We start from the raw sequence: 15964 nt of genomic DNA, 5'->3' as shown, positions 1-15964 counted from the left end.
GGCGCGGTCCCTGTAGGAGCGGGCATGCCCGCGAACACCGGCGCAGCCGGTGCCAGCCACCGAGTTGCCTGCTTCGCGGGCGCGCCCGCTCTCACAACGACCAGCAGTAAACCTGCCCCAGGCCCGGAGCGGTCCCTGTAGGAGCGGGCATGCCCGCGAACACCGGCGCAGCCGGTGCATCCACCGAGTTGCCAAATTCGCGGGCGCGCCCGCTCCCACAGTGGGCCGAGTAGCTATTGAATGCCGTGCCGAGCAAGCGCCCACTCGACATGCTCGCGCACCAGCTCCGACGCATCCTCGCGCCGCGCCTTCAGCGCCTCGATCACCGGTATCGTCGACGGCGCATTGCCCAAGCCCACCGCCAGGTTGCGCAAGAACCGCTCATAGCCAGCCCGGCGTAGCGGCCCGCCCTCGGTCTTGCGCAGGAAGGTACGCTCATCCCACAGGAACATCCCCGCCAGCTCGGCATTCTCCAGCCCGTGCCGCGGCTGGAAATCCTGCTCCTGGCTGTGCTTGGCGAAGCGGTTCCACGGGCATACGATCTGGCAGTCATCGCAACCAAATACACGGTTACCCATCATCGAACGCAGGTCGACAGGAATCGGCCCCCTCAGCTCGATGGTCAGGTACGAGATGCAACGCCGCGCATCCAGCACATAGGGCCCGACGAACGCCTGGGTCGGGCAGATGTCCAGGCACGCCTGGCAACGCCCGCAGTGTTCACTGGTGGTGGCCTCGTCCACCGGCAACGGCAGGTCAACGAACAATTCAGCTAGGAAGAAGTAGCTGCCGGCCTTGCGGTTGAGCAGCAGGGTGTTCTTGCCGATCCAGCCCAGCCCGGCCTGCTCGGCCAGGGCCTTCTCCAGCACTGGGGCACTGTCGACGAAGGCGCGGTAGCCGAACGGGCCGATGGCTTGCTGAATACGGTCTGCCAGGAATTGCACGCGCTTGCGCACCAGCTTGTGGTAGTCACGGCCCAGGGCGTAGCGGGACACGTAGGCTTTTTCCGGTTGCGCCAGGCGTTGCGCCATCTGCGTATCGCCGGGCAGGTAGTCCATGCGCAGCGAGACCACGCGTACCGTGCCGGGGATCAGTTGGTCGGGGTGCGCCCGTTTGCCGCCATGGGCACCCAGGTACTCCATTTCGCCCTGGTAGCCGGCATCGAGCCAGCGTTGCAGGTGCTGTTCGTGTTCGCCAAGGTCGACCCCGGCGATGCCGACGTGGGCAAAACCGAGTTCCTGGCCCCATATCTTGATCGATTGGGCCAGTTGGGCGAGGTCAGGTGTAGAGGCAGGCATGGATGGGCAAGGCAATACGGGCTCAGGTGCGTATAATTCTGCCAGACATTGGAGCCTTTGACCCCATGCCGCAGACCAAACACCCTGGCAATACCCCGCAACTGCTCAGCAGCGTGACTGTCGCACACCTGCCGGCACGGCACCCGCATGCGCACAAAGGCGACTTCGGCCATGTGCTGGTAGTGGGCGGCGACCTGGGCACCGGTGGCGCTGTGCTGCTCAGCGCCGAAGCCGCCTTGCGCTGTGGCGCCGGCCTGGTCAGCGTGGCGACCCGGCCCGAACATCTACCCGCGAGCCTGGCCCGCCTGCCTGAGGTGATGTGCCTGGGGGTACAGTCGGCCAACCAACTGGTCGGCGTGTTGGAGCGCGCCACGGTACTGGTGGTGGGCCCTGGCCTTGGGCAGGCTGCCTGGGGGCGGAGCCTGTTGTCGGCAGTGGCGAACGCCGAGCGCCCGCAGGTGTGGGACGCCGACGCCCTGAATTTGCTGGCAGGCACCCCATTGGCCCTGCCCAGCGGTAGCATCCTCACCCCTCACCCCGGGGAAGCGGCGCGGCTGCTGGGCATTTCCACCGAAGCGGTGCAGGCCGACCGGCCGGGCGCTGCGCGCAAGCTGGCGCGGCGCTACAACAGTGTGTGCCTGCTCAAAGGGGCAGGCACCCTGGTGGCGCACCCGTCCGGCCAGTTGATGCTGTGCGAGCGCGGGCACCCGGCCATGGCCGGCGCGGGCCTGGGCGACGTGCTGACCGGGGTGCTGGCGGCGTTGCTGGCCCAAGGGCTGGACGCCTGGAGTGCCGGCTGCCTGGGTACCTGGCTTCACGCCTGTGCCGGTGAGCGTTTGGGGGTTGAAGGTAGAGGCCTGGCGGCCAGCGATCTGGCGCCGGTCATTCGAGCGTTGTTGGAGGAGCATTCTGCGTGTGTGGCTTAAATCTGTTTCTGGCCGATGAAGCGGCTACAGTCGACTTCGGTGCAAAAATGGCCGAAGTGACCGGTGGTCGCGGTGTCATTTTCCTGGAAGGCGACCTGGGGGCTGGTAAAACCACGCTCTCGCGTGGCCTGATCCGTGGCCTGGGCCATACTGGTGCAGTGAAAAGCCCGACGTTCACCGTGGTCGAACCCTACGAGATCGGCGATGTCCGAGCTTTTCACTTCGACCTGTATCGCCTGGTCGATCCGGAGGAGCTGGAGTTCATGGGGATTCGTGACTATTTCGAGGGCGACCCGTTGTGCCTGTTCGAGTGGCCACAAAAGGGTGCGGGCGTTTTGCCAAAGCCCGACCTGACCATTACCATAAGCCCCCAAGCGGGCGGACGCTCGCTGAACCTGTCGCCGCAGGGGGCTCGCGGCGAGGCCTGGTGCGTGGCACTGGCCAAACACTATAAACAGTAAGTGGGGTAGGTATGCGCATACGCGCACTGGTCGCCATCGTTGGGCTGCTGCTGACAACGGTGACCGTTGACGCTCTGGCCGTCACTCAAGTCAAGAGCATGCGCCTGTGGCGCGCGCCAGACAACACGCGGCTGGTCTTCGACCTGTCTGGCCCCGTGCAGCACAGCGTCTTCACCTTGAGCGCACCCGATCGCCTGGTTATCGACATCAATGGCGCGACCTTGGCGGCGCCATTGAAAGTGGCGACCTCCAACACGCCGATCAGCAGCGTGCGTTCGGCCCAGCGCACGCCGACCGACCTGCGTGTGGTGGTCGACCTGAAAAAGTCGGTCACCCCCAAAAGCTTTACCCTGGCGCCCAATGCCCAGTACGGCAACCGCCTGGTGGTCGACCTGTACGACCAGGAAGCCGATGCCATTGCAGCAACGGCGCCAACCCCACCACCGACCCCGGTGCAAACGCCTGCCACCACGCCAGCGGTCCCGGTCACGCCGACCCAGCCAGCCATCAAGCTGCCGCCGGTACCTAGCGGCAAGCGCGACATCGTCATTGCCATCGACGCCGGTCATGGCGGCGAGGACCCGGGTGCTTCCGGCTCGCGCGGCCAGCATGAGAAAGACATCGTGCTGCAGATTGCCCAGGAGCTGCAGCGCCAGATCAACACGGAGAAGGGTTTCCGCGCCGAGCTGACCCGCACCGGTGACTACTTCATTCCGCTGCGCAAACGCACCGAAATCGCCCGCAAGAAGGGCGCCGACCTGTTCGTTTCGATCCACGCCGACGCCGCGCCGTCCAAGGCTGCGTTCGGCGCATCGGTGTTTGCCCTGTCCGACCGTGGCGCTACCTCCGAAACCGCACGCTGGCTGGCAGACACGGAAAACCGTTCTGACCTGATCGGGGGCGCCGGCAACGTCAGCCTCGACGACAAGGACCGCATGCTTGCGGGTGTGCTGCTCGACCTGTCGATGACGGCCACGCTCAGCTCCAGCCTGAACGTCGGGCAGAAAGTGCTGGGCAACATGGGCCGCATCACCTCGCTGCACAAGCAGCGAGTGGAGCAGGCTGGCTTCATGGTGCTGAAGTCGCCCGATATTCCGTCGATCCTGGTAGAGACCGGGTTCATCTCCAACGCCAACGAGGCGGCCAAGCTGGCCAGTCGCAGCCATCAGCAAGCGCTTGCGCGGTCGATTCATACCGGGGTGCGCCAGTTCTTCCAGCAGAACCCGCCGCCTGGCACCTATATCGCCTGGCTGCGCGATACCGGCAAGATCGCCGCCGGCCCACGTGAGCACACGGTGCGCCCAGGCGAAACCCTGGCAATGCTGGCGGTGCGCTATCAGGTCAGTGTGGCCAGCTTGCGCAACACCAACAGCTTGAAGTCCGATGAGCTGAAGGTCGGCCAGCGTCTGGATATCCCTGCCACCACATTGGCTTCGCAATGAGTGGTGGTTCGCGCATCCAGCTGCTCAGCCCGCGGCTGGCCAACCAGATTGCCGCGGGTGAGGTGGTCGAGCGGCCGGCCTCGGTAGCCAAGGAACTGCTGGAAAACAGCCTGGACTCCGGTGCCCGGCGCATCGATGTGGAAGTGGAGCAGGGCGGCGTCAAGCTGCTGAAGGTGCGGGATGATGGCAGCGGTATTTCTGCCGACGACCTGCCGCTGGCGCTGGCCCGTCATGCCACCAGCAAAATCCGTGAGCTGGAAGACCTTGAAGGCGTATTGAGCCTGGGGTTCCGTGGCGAAGCCCTGGCCTCGATCAGCTCGGTGGCGCGCCTGACCCTGACCTCGCGTACCGCCAGTGCGACAGAAGCCTGGCAGGTTGAAACCGAAGGCCGCGACATGCTCCCGCGGGTGCAGCCGGCCGCCCACCCGGTGGGTACTTCGGTCGAAGTGCGTGACCTGTTCTTCAATACCCCGGCGCGGCGCAAGTTCCTCAAGGCCGAGAAAACCGAGTTCGATCACTTGCAGGAGGTCATCCGGCGCCTGGCGTTGGCGCGTTTCGACGTCGGCTTCCACTTGCGCCACAACGGCAAGAGCATCCTCAGCCTGCACGAGGCCCATGATGAAGTGGCGCGTGCGCGGCGGGTGGGAGCCATCTGCGGCCCGGGCTTCATGGAACAGGCGCTGCCTATCGACGTCGAGCGCAACGGCCTGCGCTTGTGGGGCTGGGTTGGGCTGCCGACCTTCTCGCGCAGCCAGGCCGACCTGCAGTACTTTTTCGTCAACGGCCGTGCGGTGCGCGACAAGCTGGTGGCCCATGCCGTGCGCCAGGCCTACCGTGACGTGCTGTTCAACGGCCGGCACCCGACCTTTGTGCTGTTCCTTGAACTGGAACCCAACGGCGTCGATGTCAACGTGCACCCGACCAAGCATGAAGTGCGCTTCCGCGAAGGGCGTTCGGTGCACGACTTCCTGTACGGTACCCTGCACCGGGCCCTGGCCGATGTGCGCCCGGAAGACCAACTGGCCGCCCCGGCTGCGGTGCCTGAGGCGATTCGCGCCTCTGGCCAGCAGGCCGGTGAGTTCGGCCCGCAGGGGGAAATGCGCCTGGCTTCGCCCGTGCTCGAGCAGCCACGTGCACCGCAACACACGGCCAGCAATGGCGGCAGTGGTGCCGGTTACCAGTACCAGTACACTCCGCGGCCCTCGCCACCGCTGCCGGCGGCCGAGGCGCAAGCGGTGTACCGCGAGTTTTACAAGCCGCTGGACAATGGCGCCGCCCCGGCAGCCACCCTGCCTGAAAGCCAGGGCGACATTCCGCCGCTGGGTTATGCCCTGGCGCAGCTGAAGGGTATCTACATCCTGGCCGAGAACGCTGTCGGCCTGGTGCTGGTCGACATGCACGCCGCCCACGAGCGCATCATGTACGAGCGCCTGAAGGTAGCCATGGCCAGCGAGGGCCTCAGCGGCCAGCCGCTGCTGGTGCCGGAAACCCTGGCCCTGAGCCAGCGCGAAGCCGACTGCGCCGAAGAGCACGCGCAGTGGTTCCAGCGCCTGGGCTTCGAACTGCAGCGCCTGGGCCCGGAAACCCTGGCCATCCGCCAGATCCCGGCTTTGCTCAAGCAGGCCGAGGCCAACCGCCTGGTGCAGGATGTGCTGGCCGACCTGATGGAATACGGCACCAGCGACCGTATTCAGGCCCACCTCAACGAGCTGCTCGGCACCATGGCCTGCCACGGCGCGGTACGCGCCAACCGGCGCCTGGCCATTCCCGAGATGAACGCCCTGCTGCGCGATATGGAAAACACCGAGCGCAGCGGCCAGTGCAACCACGGCCGTCCCACCTGGACCCAGATGGGCCTGGACGACCTGGACAAACTTTTCCTGCGCGGTCGATGAAATGAGCGGCAAGCCCCCAGCGATATTCCTCATGGGTCCGACGGCCGCCGGCAAGACCGACCTGGCCATCGAACTGACCAAAGTGCTGCCGTGCGAGCTGATCAGCGTTGATTCGGCGCTGATCTACCGCGGCATGGACATCGGTTCGGCCAAACCGTCGAAAGCAGTCCTTGCCGCCCACCCGCATCGCTTGATCGACATCCGCGACCCAGCCGAAAGCTACTCGGCCGCGCAGTTTCGCGCCGACGCCCTGCAGGCCATGGCCGAGATCAGCGGGCGCGGCAAAATTCCGCTGCTGGTCGGCGGTACCATGCTGTATTACAAGGCGTTGGTCGACGGCCTTGCCGACATGCCAGCGGCCGATGCGGGCGTGCGTGCCGAGCTTGAAGCCCAGGCTGCGGCCTTGGGGCTGGGCGAGTTGCACCGCCAACTGGCCGAGGTCGACCCGGTGTCGGCGGCACGCATTCACCCCAACGACCCGCAGCGGTTGATCCGCGCATTGGAGGTCTACCGGGTGAGCGGTGAGAGCATGACGGCCCACCGGCAACGTCAATTCGCTGAAAGTCGCGGTGCAGACGCAGGCGCTGGCGGGCATTTGCCCTATACTGTCGCCAGCTTGGCGATCGCTCCTACAGATCGTCACATTTTGCATCAGCGAATTGCGTTACGATTTTCGCAGATGCTGGAACAGGGCTTTATCGACGAGGTCCGATCACTGCGAGCCAGAAGTGACTTGCACGCCGGGTTACCGTCTATACGGGCAGTGGGGTATCGGCAAGTCTGGGATTACCTGGACGGTAAGCTGTCAGAGAGTGAAATGCGTGAACGCGGTATCATCGCGACCCGGCAGCTGGCCAAACGGCAGTTCACCTGGTTGCGTGGCTGGCCTGACGTACACTGGCTTGACAGCCTGGCCTGCGACAATCTGTCCCGCACCTTGAAATACCTAGGGCCCATCTCCATATTGAGCTGAGTCCCTGCTGATTGCCGTCTATTCTTGCGAAGGGGCGGCCTAATTTATCGTTTTCATTGATTTTCTATTATTTATCCTTACAGGAGTGCGGCATATGTCAAAAGGGCATTCGCTACAAGACCCTTACCTGAACACTTTGAGAAAAGAGAAGGTCCCGGTTTCCATTTACCTGGTCAACGGCATCAAGCTGCAGGGTTCGATCGAGTCGTTCGACCAGTTCGTGGTACTGCTGAAGAACACCGTGAGCCAGATGGTCTACAAGCACGCCATTTCGACCGTGGTGCCAGCCCGTCCGGTTCGCCTGCCAAGCCCGTCCGATTCCGAGCATGGTGACAGCGAGCCAGGCAACGCCTGATAGGAGCCTGCATTGTTCTTTGAGCGCCACGGTGGTGGTGAGCGGGCGTTGCTCGTTCACTTGGAAGGTCAGAACCCTGAGGCGCGCGAAGACCCGCAGGAGTTTCAGGAACTGGCATTGTCGGCCGGTGCCGACATCATTTCGCTGGTCACGGTGACAAGGCATCAGCCTTCCGCCAAATACCTGATTGGCAGTGGCAAGGTCGAAGAGCTGCACGACCTGGTCCATGCCGAACAGGTAGACCTGGTGATATTCAATCACACCCTCACGCCCAGCCAGGAGCGCAACCTTGAACGTGTGTTCGAGTGTCGTGTGCTCGACCGCACCGGGCTGATCCTCGATATCTTCGCCCAACGGGCGCGTACCCATGAAGGCAAGCTGCAGGTCGAACTGGCCCAGCTGGAGCACATGAGCACGCGGTTGGTGCGTGGCTGGACTCACCTGGAGCGGCAAAAAGGTGGTATCGGCCTGCGCGGCCCGGGTGAAACGCAGCTGGAAACCGACCGGCGCCTGTTGCGCGTGCGCATCCGCCAGATCAAGTCGCGCCTGGAAAAGGTCCGTAGCCAGCGCGAGCAGGCACGGCGCGGGCGCAAGCGTGCAGACATCCCTTCGGTGTCGCTGGTGGGTTACACCAACGCCGGCAAGTCCACGTTGTTCAACGCCCTGACCGAATCCGAGGTGTACGCCGCGGACCAGCTGTTCGCTACCCTCGACCCGACCTTGCGCCGGCTCGAGCTCAACGACCTTGGCCCGATCGTGCTGGCCGACACGGTGGGCTTCATTCGCCATTTGCCGCACAAGCTGGTCGAGGCATTTCGGGCTACGCTCGAAGAGTCGAGCAACTCCGACCTGTTGCTGCATGTGATCGACGCCCATGAGCCCGAGCGCATGGAACAGATCGAGCAAGTGTTGGCGGTATTGGGCGAGATTGGTGCCGAAGGCTTGCCGATCCTCGAGGTGTATAACAAACTCGACCTGCTCGAAGATGTCGAGCCACAGATCCAGCGCAATGCCGATGGCAAGCCGGAACGGGTCTGGGTATCGGCACGCGATGGGCGTGGCCTGGAGCTGGTCGGCCAGGCGATAGCCGAGTTGCTGGGGGAAGATCTGTTTGTCGGTACCCTTTGCCTGGAGCAGCGTTTTGCCCGCTTGCGCGCGCAATTCTTTGCCTTGGGTGCGGTGCAGAGTGAAGAGCATGATGAAGAAGGGCGCAGCCTGCTGAGCGTGCGACTGCCCATGGTCGAACTGAATCGCCTGGTCAGCCGCGAAGGCATGGAGCCGCAAGTGTTTGTCGAGCAACACACTTTGCAATAAATGCCCGTCGAGGTCGCCGGGCAGCAGTGACAGGCATTCTGTAGCATTGGACGGCGCGCCGTGGGCGCGTCTTTGCTTTATCAGATGGAGAGCGCTATGGCTTGGAACGAGCCGGGTGGCAACTCGAACAATCAGGATCCCTGGGGCGGCCGTCGTGGTGGCGGTGGCGGCGGTGGTGACAAGAAAGGTCCGCCGGATCTGGACGAGGCCTTCCGCAAACTGCAGGACAGCCTCAATGGCATGTTCGGCGGCAAGAAGAAACGTGGCGGCGGTGACCGCAACATCGGCAAGGGCGGTGGCCTTGGCCTGCTGGGCATCGGCCTGGCGGTGCTGGCTGCCATCTGGCTGTACAACGCCGTGTATGTGGTCGACGAGCAGGAGCAGGCCGTGGTGCTGCGCTTCGGCAAGTACTATGAGACGGTCGGTCCCGGCCTGAACATCTACTTCCCGCCGATCGATCGCAAGTACATGGAGAACGTCACGCGTGAGCGTGCCTACACCAAGCAGGGCCAGATGCTGACCGAAGACGAGAACATCGTCGAGGTGCCGCTGACCGTGCAGTACAAGATCAGCAACCTGCAGGACTTCGTGCTCAACGTCGACCAGCCTGAGGTGAGCCTGCAACACGCGACCGAAAGTGCCCTGCGCCACGTGGTGGGTTCCACCTCGATGGACCAGGTGCTCACCGAAGGCCGTGAGCAGATGGCCGTGGATATCCGCGAGCGCCTGCAGCGCTTCCTCGACAACTACCGCACGGGTATCACCGTTACCCAGGTCAACGTGCAGAGCGCGGCAGCCCCGCGTGAAGTGCAGGAAGCCTTCGATGACGTGATCCGTGCCCGCGAAGACGAGCAGCGCGCCCGCAACCAGGCCGAGTCCTACGCCAACGGCGTGGTGCCGGAAGCCCGCGGTCAGGCGCAGCGCATCATCGAAGACGCCAACGGCTACCGTGACGAAGTCATCGCCCGCGCCAAGGGTGAGGCCGATCGCTTCAGCAAGTTGCTCGGCGAGTACCGCAAGGCACCTGACGTGACCCGCCAGCGTCTGTACCTGGAGACCATGCAAGAGGTCTACAGCAATTCGAGCAAGGTCATGGTGGCAACCAAGGATGGGCAGAACAACCTGCTCTACCTGCCGCTGGACAAAATGGTCGAAGGCAGCCGCAACGCGTCCGCGCCAACCACCGGCGTATCGCCATCGGCCAACGATGCGGCCGCGCGTGCGGCGCAGGACATGCAACAGCAACAGCAGCCGCTGCGCACTAGGGAGAGCCGCTGATGAGCAACAGATCGCTGATCGCCCTGATCGCTGCCGTGGTCCTGGCCATCGTGGCCTGGAACAGCTTCTACATCGTGTCCCAGACCGAGCGTGCAGTGCTGCTGCGCTTCGGTAAGGTGGTCCAGGCAGATGTTCAGCCAGGCCTGCACGTGAAGATCCCGTACGTGAACCAAGTACGCAAGTTCGACGCTCGCCTGATGACCCTCGACGCCCCGACCCAGCGGTTCCTGACCCTGGAGAAGAAAGCGGTGATGGTCGACGCCTACGCCAAGTGGCGCGTCAAGGACGCCGAGCGCTTCTATACCGCCACGTCGGGCATGAAGCAGATCGCCGACGAGCGCCTTTCGCGTCGCCTGGAAAGCGGCCTGCGTGACCAGTTCGGTAAACGTACCCTGCACGAGGTGGTATCCGGTGAACGCGACGCACTGATGGCTGACATCACCGCATCGCTGAACCGCATGGCCAACAAGGAGCTGGGCATCGAGGTGATCGATGTGCGCGTCAAGGCCATCGACCTGCCGAAGGAAGTCAACCGCAGCGTGTTCGACCGCATGAGTACCGAGCGTGAGCGTGAAGCCCGCGAGCACCGCGCCAAGGGTAACGAGCTGGCCGAAGGTATTCGTGCCGACGCCGACCGCCAGCGCCGTGTGCTGCTGGCCGAAGCGTACCGCGAAGCGGAAGAAACCCGCGGTGACGGCGACGCCCAGGCGGCCGCCATCTATGCCAAGGCCTACACCCAGGACGCAGACTTCTATGCGTTCTACCGTAGCCTGCAGGCGTACCGCGAAAGCTTCTCGAGCAAGAGCGACGTGCTGGTCCTGGATCCGAAGAACGAGTTCTTCCGCTTCCTGGACAAGAGCAAGCCGTAATGCTCAGGCCCTGATTTTCATGCGGCAGCGCTCCGCCTGGCAGCTAAAACACCAGGCGGGGTGCATCCTGTATGAAAAGGGGTGTATCATGAGGCAGCCGGGAAATTTCCCGGCTTTTTTGCGTCTGCAAGGTTGATTGGCACAGCGCCGGTTGACGGTTTGCTCAGCGCGCAAGGCAATTCGAGGGTATCGGGTACGGTGGCTGCGCTGGGATCAGTGCTGCCCGCTGCTGTGCGCGATACCGGCTTTACTGACGGCTCGCCTGCTGGCAAGCCGCCCGGACCAGAGGGGAAATGGCGTAATGGCAACGGTAGACCGCTGGCTGCTGCCAGATGGCATCGAGGAAGTACTGCCACCTGAGGCTGCGCGTATCGAGATCGCGCGCCGCCAGGTGTTGGACCTGTTCCAGGGTTGGGGCTACGAACTGGTCGTCACCCCGCATATCGAGTACCTGGAGTCGCTGTTGACCGGCGCCGGCCAGGACCTGGACCAGCGCACCTTCAAGGTGGTGGACCCGCAGTCCGGCCGCCTGATGGGCTTCCGCGCCGACTTCACCCCGCAGGTGGCCCGTATCGACGCGCACACCTTGCGCCGTGAAGGCCCAAGTCGGTTGTGCTATGCCGGTAGCGTGCTGCACGCCCAGCCGCGCGCACTGTCCACCTCGCGCAGCCCGATCCAGCTGGGTGCCGAGCTTTACGGCGATGCCAGCCCTACCAGCGACGTCGAAGTCATCAGCCTGATGCTCGCCACGCTGCAACTGGCTGACGTGCCGGACGTGCACATGGACCTTGGCCACGTCGGCATCTACCGCGGCCTGGCCCGGGCGGCCGGCCTGTCCGGGGCAGTGGAGCAGCAGTTGTTCGATGCGCTGCAACGCAAGTCGGTCGATGAGGTGCAAGCCTTGACTGCCGACCTGCCCAAGGACCTGGGCAACATGTTGCGTGCGCTGGTCGAGCTGTGCGGTGGCCGTGAAGTGCTGAACGAAGCGCGCGTGCGCCTGGGGCGCGCCCCGGCCAGCGTGCTGGCCGCGCTGGACGACCTGCTGGCGATCGCGGACCGGCTGGCGTCGCGCTACCCAGAACTGCCGCTGTACTTCGACCTCGGTGAGCTGCGCGGTTACCACTACCACACCGGTGTGGTGTTCGCCGTGTTCGTACCGGGCGAGGGTCAGTCCATTGCCCAGGGCGGGCGCTATGACGACATCGGCGCCGATTTTGGCCGGGCACGCCCAGCCACAGGTTTCTCCACGGATTTGAAGACCCTGGTCACACTGGGGCGAGCGGAGGTCGTATTGCCAACTGGCGGGATCTGGATGCCCGACAGTGGCGACGCGGCCCTCTGGCAGCAAGTCTGCCAGTTGCGCAGCGAGGGCCAGCGTGTGGTCCAGGCTTTGCCTGGCCAGCCGTTGAGTGCTGCTCTCGAGGCGGATTGTGATCGGCAATTGATTCAGCAAGACGGGCGCTGGCAGGTTCTGCCGCTGGCCCAGTGAGTTTCTGCGTCGGCGACAGGCCGGCAACCAAGTTTGCGTGAATGAGGACCAATGTAATGGGTAAGAATGTCGTCGTCCTGGGCACCCAGTGGGGTGATGAGGGCAAAGGCAAGATCGTCGATCTGCTGACCGAACATGCTGCCGCCGTAGTGCGCTACCAGGGTGGCCACAATGCGGGCCACACCCTGGTGATCAACGGTGAAAAAACCGTTCTGCACCTGATTCCGTCTGGCATCCTGCGTGAAGGCGTACAGTGCCTGATCGGCAACGGCGTGGTCGTTGCCCCGGATGCGCTGATGCGTGAAATCACCAAGCTGGAAGAGAAGGGCGTACCGGTGCGCGAGCGTCTGCGAATCTCCCCGGCAGCGCCGCTGATCCTGTCGTACCACGTGGCCCTGGACCAGGCCCGTGAAAAAGCCCGTGGCGAAGCCAAGATTGGCACCACTGGCCGCGGCATCGGCCCAGCCTACGAAGACAAGGTCGCCCGCCGCGGCCTGCGCGTGGGTGACCTGTTCCACCGCGAGCGTTTCGCTGCCAAGCTCGGTGAGCTGCTGGATTACCACAACTTCCAGCTGGTGAACTACTACAAAGAGCCGGCCATCGACTTCCAGCAGACCCTGGACGAGTGCATGGCCTACGCCGAACAGCTCAAGCCGATGATGCTCGACGTCACCGCCGAGCTGCACAACCTGCGCCGCGCCGGCAAGGACATCATGTTCGAGGGCGCCCAGGGTTCGCTGCTGGACATCGACCACGGTACCTACCCGTACGTCACCAGCTCCAACACCACGGCTGGTGGTATCTCCACCGGTTCCGGCGTGGGCCCGATGTACCTGGACTACATCCTGGGCATCACCAAGGCTTACACCACGCGCGTGGGCTCCGGTCCGTTCCCGACCGAGCTGTTCGACGAAACCGGCGCTACCCTGGCCAAGCGTGGCCACGAATTCGGCTCCACCACCGGCCGTGCTCGCCGTTGCGGCTGGTTCGACGCCGTGATCCTGCGTCGCGCCATCGATGTCAACAGCATCTCGGGCATCTGCCTGACCAAGCTGGACGTGCTTGACGGCCTGGAAACCATCAACATCTGCGTTGGCTACAAGAACGAGAACGGTGCCGTCATCGATGCACCTTCCGATGCCGACAGCTACATCGGCCTGGAGCCGGTGTACGAAGCGATGCCAGGCTGGAGCGAGTCGACCCTGGGCGTTAAAACCCTGGAAGAGCTGCCACAGGCTGCACGTAACTACATCAAGCGCATCGAAGAGTTGGTCGGCGCCCCGATCGACATCATTTCGACCGGCCCGGACCGCAACGAGACCATCGTTCTGCGTCATCCGTTCGCCTGACCTGCCTTCCAGGCTGATCTGACGCCGTGGCCCTGAAAGGGGCTGCGGCGTTTTTGTTTGTGGCGTATGCCTGCCTTGAGCGCTGTGGGCTTGCTGTGGAAGCTGGCTTGCCGGCGATAGGACCAGCCCAGGCAACCCCGTTGCTCAACCTTGGCGCATATCCCTGCTCCCCCCGGCACAACCCTTGCTGTAAGAAACATCTGACGATGCCATCAAAATAGTGGCGCCAGAAAACACGAGGGTTACAACGTGTCTGCCATCCTCTCACTGTTACGAAGCCGCCTTCTGCGGCCTGTGTTTGTTGCCCTTGGTATCGCGCTTTTGGTGCAGGTGCTGGTTGCCGTTGCCCTCACCCGCAGCACGGTGACTGCCCTGGAGGCCGACCTTGGCGAGCGCCTGGGTAATGACAGCCGCCAACTCGCCAGCGAGCTGGAGCAAGCCGGGCAAGATGTACGTTCGGGCCTCGACGGCCTGTCCAGCAGCACTCGCCAGCGCCTCAGCGCGGGGTTGGCGACGCGCCTGCAAAGCGAGCAGCAGCAACTGCGCAGCACCCTGGAGAAGAACCTCAAGGATTCGGCCAGCGACATGGCCGAGTTACTGGCCTCGGTCGCCCCGCGGGCGATCTGGGATAACGACGTGCCGGTACTCTCCGACTTCGCCCGCCGCGCCCAGCGCAATCCCAATGTGCTGTTCGTGATCTACGACGACGCCCAGGGCCAGCACTTGACCCGCTACCTGAACCGGCAAAACCCGATCAACCAGGCGTTGATGGAGAAAGGCCAAGGCGAGCGCGCGCTGGACAAGGTGATCGACGCCGCCCGGCGCGACCCGGCGGTGTACTTCGTGGAAGCGCCGATCAACCCCAATGGTGCGGAAATCGGCAAAGTGGTCATGGGGGTTTCCACCGCAGGCATCGACCAGGAACTCAAGGCCCTTGACCAGCGCTTTTCGGCGCTGATTGCCAGTGGTGAACAGTTGGTTGGCGACAGCCTGAACGGTGCTGCCGCCGACAGCGGCAACACCTTGCGCGAACGCCTGGAGAAAGCACAGGGCAGTGCAGCGGCAATGCAGGTCAACACTGCGCAGACCGTACGCGATGCCGCTGCCGAGCTGCGCTGGCGCATCGGCCTGGGCCTAGCGGTGGTGGGGCTAGGTGTATTGCTGGTCGTGGCCGTGGTGCTGGGGCGCCGGGTGCTGAGCAAGTTGCGCCTGTTGATAACTGCCCTGAATGACCTTGCGGCGGGCGAGGGCGACCTGACCAAGCGCGTGCCGCTCGACAGCCGCGATGAAATTGGCGACATGGCCTCGGCGGTGAACCGTTTTGTCGACAAGCTGCAGCCAATCGTGCGAGAGGCGGGCGAAGTGGCGCAGCGTACCGGCGTGGAGATAGGCGCGATGGCCCAGCGCAATGCCGGCGCCGATGCTGCTGCCGCGCTGCAGCGTGATGAAGTGGCAGCCAGCCTGCGTGACCTGTCGAGCATGGCCGATGAGGCGCAGGCCGAAAGCCATGCGATGCAGGCGGCTCTGCAGCAGGTGGTGGATATTCGCCAGGCCACCGACGAGAACAGCCGCAGCTCGACCCAGCTGGCGAGCTTGATCGAGAACCTGGCCGGCCAAGTGGAGACGGGCTCCCAGGTGATCGAGCGCCTGGCCAAGCAGAGTGAGCAGATCGAAGTGGTGCTGACGGTTATTCACGGCATCGCCGAGCAGACCAACCTGCTGGCCTTGAACGCCGCCATCGAGGCGGCCCGGGCAGGTGAGACCGGGCGCGGGTTTGCCGTGGTGGCCGATGAGGTGCGGGCGCTGGCGAGCAAGACACAAAGCTCCACTGGCGATATACAGTCGCACATCGCCGCGTTACAGAAGGGCGCCAAGGAGGCCGTGGCTACTATCAGCCAGGCCGGGCTCAAGGCCAGTGAAGGCCTGTTGGTGCTGCGCGACAACGAACGTCGCCAGCAGTCGGTGCAGGCTGCGGTGGAGCAAGTTCACGCGGCCATTGGTTTGGCGACTCGCGCTGCCGAACAACAGGCCCATGGCGCACAGGCGGTGCGGGGGCGGGTGGAGAACATCCATGCCCAGGCCGAACGCTCGGCTGAGGTGGTGATGCAGACCACGGCCAGCAGCAAGGTGCTGGATGACTTGGCGGCTCAGCTACGCGCCAGCCTGGGCCAGTTCCGGGCCTGAATCCTGCGCAGTCTCTTCTTGTGGGAGCGGCCTTGCGTCGCGAAAGGACCGCAAAGCGGTCCCAGGATATTCGCGTAAACACATCTATTGCTGGGGCCGCTTCGCGGCCCTTTCGCGACACAAGGCCGCTC

The 15964-nt window shown here is 64.1% G+C and carries 12 protein-coding genes and 2 pseudogenes; 13 read left to right on the top strand and 1 reads right to left on the bottom strand.

Annotation, left to right across the window (positions count from 1 at the left end; genetic code table 11):
- Positions 1-233: 233 nt before the first annotated feature.
- Positions 234-1298 (bottom strand): tRNA epoxyqueuosine(34) reductase QueG, encoded by a 1065-nt coding sequence (queG, locus tag GEV39_RS22585; RefSeq protein ID WP_173891276.1) that lies wholly within the window; start codon positions 1296-1298, stop codon positions 234-236.
- A gap of 65 nt (positions 1299-1363) precedes the next feature.
- On the opposite strand from queG, the gene GEV39_RS22580 reads away from it, so the two are divergent.
- The 13 genes and pseudogenes from GEV39_RS22580 to GEV39_RS26645 all read left to right on the top strand — a co-directional run.
- Positions 1364-2224: an NAD(P)H-hydrate dehydratase gene (locus GEV39_RS22580; RefSeq protein WP_173891275.1), complete on the top strand. Its 861-nt coding sequence runs from the start codon at positions 1364-1366 to the stop codon at positions 2222-2224.
- A complete protein-coding gene (tsaE, locus tag GEV39_RS22575; RefSeq protein WP_173891274.1) occupies positions 2212-2685 on the top strand; it encodes a tRNA (adenosine(37)-N6)-threonylcarbamoyltransferase complex ATPase subunit type 1 TsaE in 474 nt (157 codons plus the stop codon). The genes GEV39_RS22580 and tsaE overlap by 13 nt, the downstream gene beginning before the upstream one ends.
- Positions 2686-2696: 11 nt before the next feature.
- Positions 2697-4127, top strand: a complete 1431-nt coding sequence (locus GEV39_RS22570; RefSeq protein ID WP_173891273.1) for an N-acetylmuramoyl-L-alanine amidase — start codon at positions 2697-2699, stop codon at positions 4125-4127.
- Positions 4124-6022 carry a DNA mismatch repair endonuclease MutL gene (gene mutL, locus GEV39_RS22565; RefSeq protein WP_173891272.1) on the top strand — a complete coding sequence of 633 codons (1899 nt, stop codon included), beginning with the start codon at positions 4124-4126 and terminating at the stop codon, positions 6020-6022. Before GEV39_RS22570 ends, mutL begins: the two co-directional genes overlap by 4 nt.
- A gap of 1 nt (position 6023) precedes the next feature.
- A complete protein-coding gene (gene miaA, locus GEV39_RS22560) occupies positions 6024-6995 on the top strand; it encodes a tRNA (adenosine(37)-N6)-dimethylallyltransferase MiaA (protein ID WP_029887991.1) in 972 nt (323 codons plus the stop codon).
- A gap of 94 nt (positions 6996-7089) precedes the next feature.
- Entirely contained in the window at positions 7090-7350 is a 261-nt protein-coding gene (gene hfq / locus GEV39_RS22555; RefSeq protein WP_003258160.1) for an RNA chaperone Hfq, read from the top strand.
- Positions 7351-7362: 12 nt separating this feature from the next.
- A complete protein-coding gene (gene hflX, locus GEV39_RS22550; RefSeq protein WP_009681305.1) occupies positions 7363-8664 on the top strand; it encodes a ribosome rescue GTPase HflX in 1302 nt (433 codons plus the stop codon).
- 96 nt (positions 8665-8760) lie between these two features.
- The gene (gene hflK / locus GEV39_RS22545; protein WP_173891271.1) at positions 8761-9942 is read left to right on the top strand and encodes an FtsH protease activity modulator HflK; all 1182 of its coding nucleotides are present in this window, start codon (positions 8761-8763) and stop codon (positions 9940-9942) included.
- On the top strand, positions 9942-10811 hold the full coding sequence (gene hflC / locus GEV39_RS22540; protein WP_009681303.1) for a protease modulator HflC: 870 nt from the start codon (positions 9942-9944) through the stop codon (positions 10809-10811). The genes hflK and hflC overlap by 1 nt, the downstream gene beginning before the upstream one ends.
- A gap of 301 nt (positions 10812-11112) precedes the next feature.
- The gene (locus tag GEV39_RS22535; RefSeq protein WP_009681302.1) at positions 11113-12300 is read left to right on the top strand and encodes an ATP phosphoribosyltransferase regulatory subunit; all 1188 of its coding nucleotides are present in this window, start codon (positions 11113-11115) and stop codon (positions 12298-12300) included.
- A 56-nt stretch (positions 12301-12356) separates the two neighbouring features.
- Positions 12357-13649 (top strand): adenylosuccinate synthase, encoded by a 1293-nt coding sequence (locus GEV39_RS22530; protein ID WP_009681301.1) that lies wholly within the window; start codon positions 12357-12359, stop codon positions 13647-13649.
- 585 nt (positions 13650-14234) lie between these two features.
- Positions 14235-14975: pseudogene (locus GEV39_RS26650) on the top strand (HAMP domain-containing protein); the annotation flags it as partial.
- Between the two features lie 342 nt (positions 14976-15317).
- Positions 15318-15833, top strand: a pseudogene (locus GEV39_RS26645) (methyl-accepting chemotaxis protein); the annotation flags it as partial.
- Between the last annotated feature and the right edge of the window lie 131 nt (positions 15834-15964).

Source organism: Pseudomonas sp. NY5710, assembly GCF_013305665.1.
GTDB lineage: Bacteria > Pseudomonadota > Gammaproteobacteria > Pseudomonadales > Pseudomonadaceae > Aquipseudomonas > Aquipseudomonas juntendi.
Note: the sequence above shows the minus strand (reverse complement) of the source record. Positions and strands in the feature narration are given on the sequence as shown.

Bases quoted from the DNA above. Each gene is read 5' to 3' on its own strand.
- queG (WP_173891276.1), bottom strand. From the start codon at position 1,298: ATGCCTGCCTCTACACCTGACCTCGCCCAACTGGCCCAATCGATCAAG.
- GEV39_RS22580 (WP_173891275.1), top strand. From the start codon at position 1,364: ATGCCGCAGACCAAACACCCTGGCAATACCCCGCAACTGCTCAGCAGC.
- GEV39_RS22570 (WP_173891273.1), top strand. From the start codon at position 2,697: ATGCGCATACGCGCACTGGTCGCCATCGTTGGGCTGCTGCTGACAACG.
- mutL (WP_173891272.1), top strand. From the start codon at position 4,124: ATGAGTGGTGGTTCGCGCATCCAGCTGCTCAGCCCGCGGCTGGCCAAC.
- miaA (WP_029887991.1), top strand. From the start codon at position 6,024: ATGAGCGGCAAGCCCCCAGCGATATTCCTCATGGGTCCGACGGCCGCC.
- hfq (WP_003258160.1), top strand. From the start codon at position 7,090: ATGTCAAAAGGGCATTCGCTACAAGACCCTTACCTGAACACTTTGAGA.
- hflK (WP_173891271.1), top strand. From the start codon at position 8,761: ATGGCTTGGAACGAGCCGGGTGGCAACTCGAACAATCAGGATCCCTGG.
- hflC (WP_009681303.1), top strand. From the start codon at position 9,942: ATGAGCAACAGATCGCTGATCGCCCTGATCGCTGCCGTGGTCCTGGCC.
- GEV39_RS22535 (WP_009681302.1), top strand. From the start codon at position 11,113: ATGGCAACGGTAGACCGCTGGCTGCTGCCAGATGGCATCGAGGAAGTA.
- GEV39_RS22530 (WP_009681301.1), top strand. From the start codon at position 12,357: ATGGGTAAGAATGTCGTCGTCCTGGGCACCCAGTGGGGTGATGAGGGC.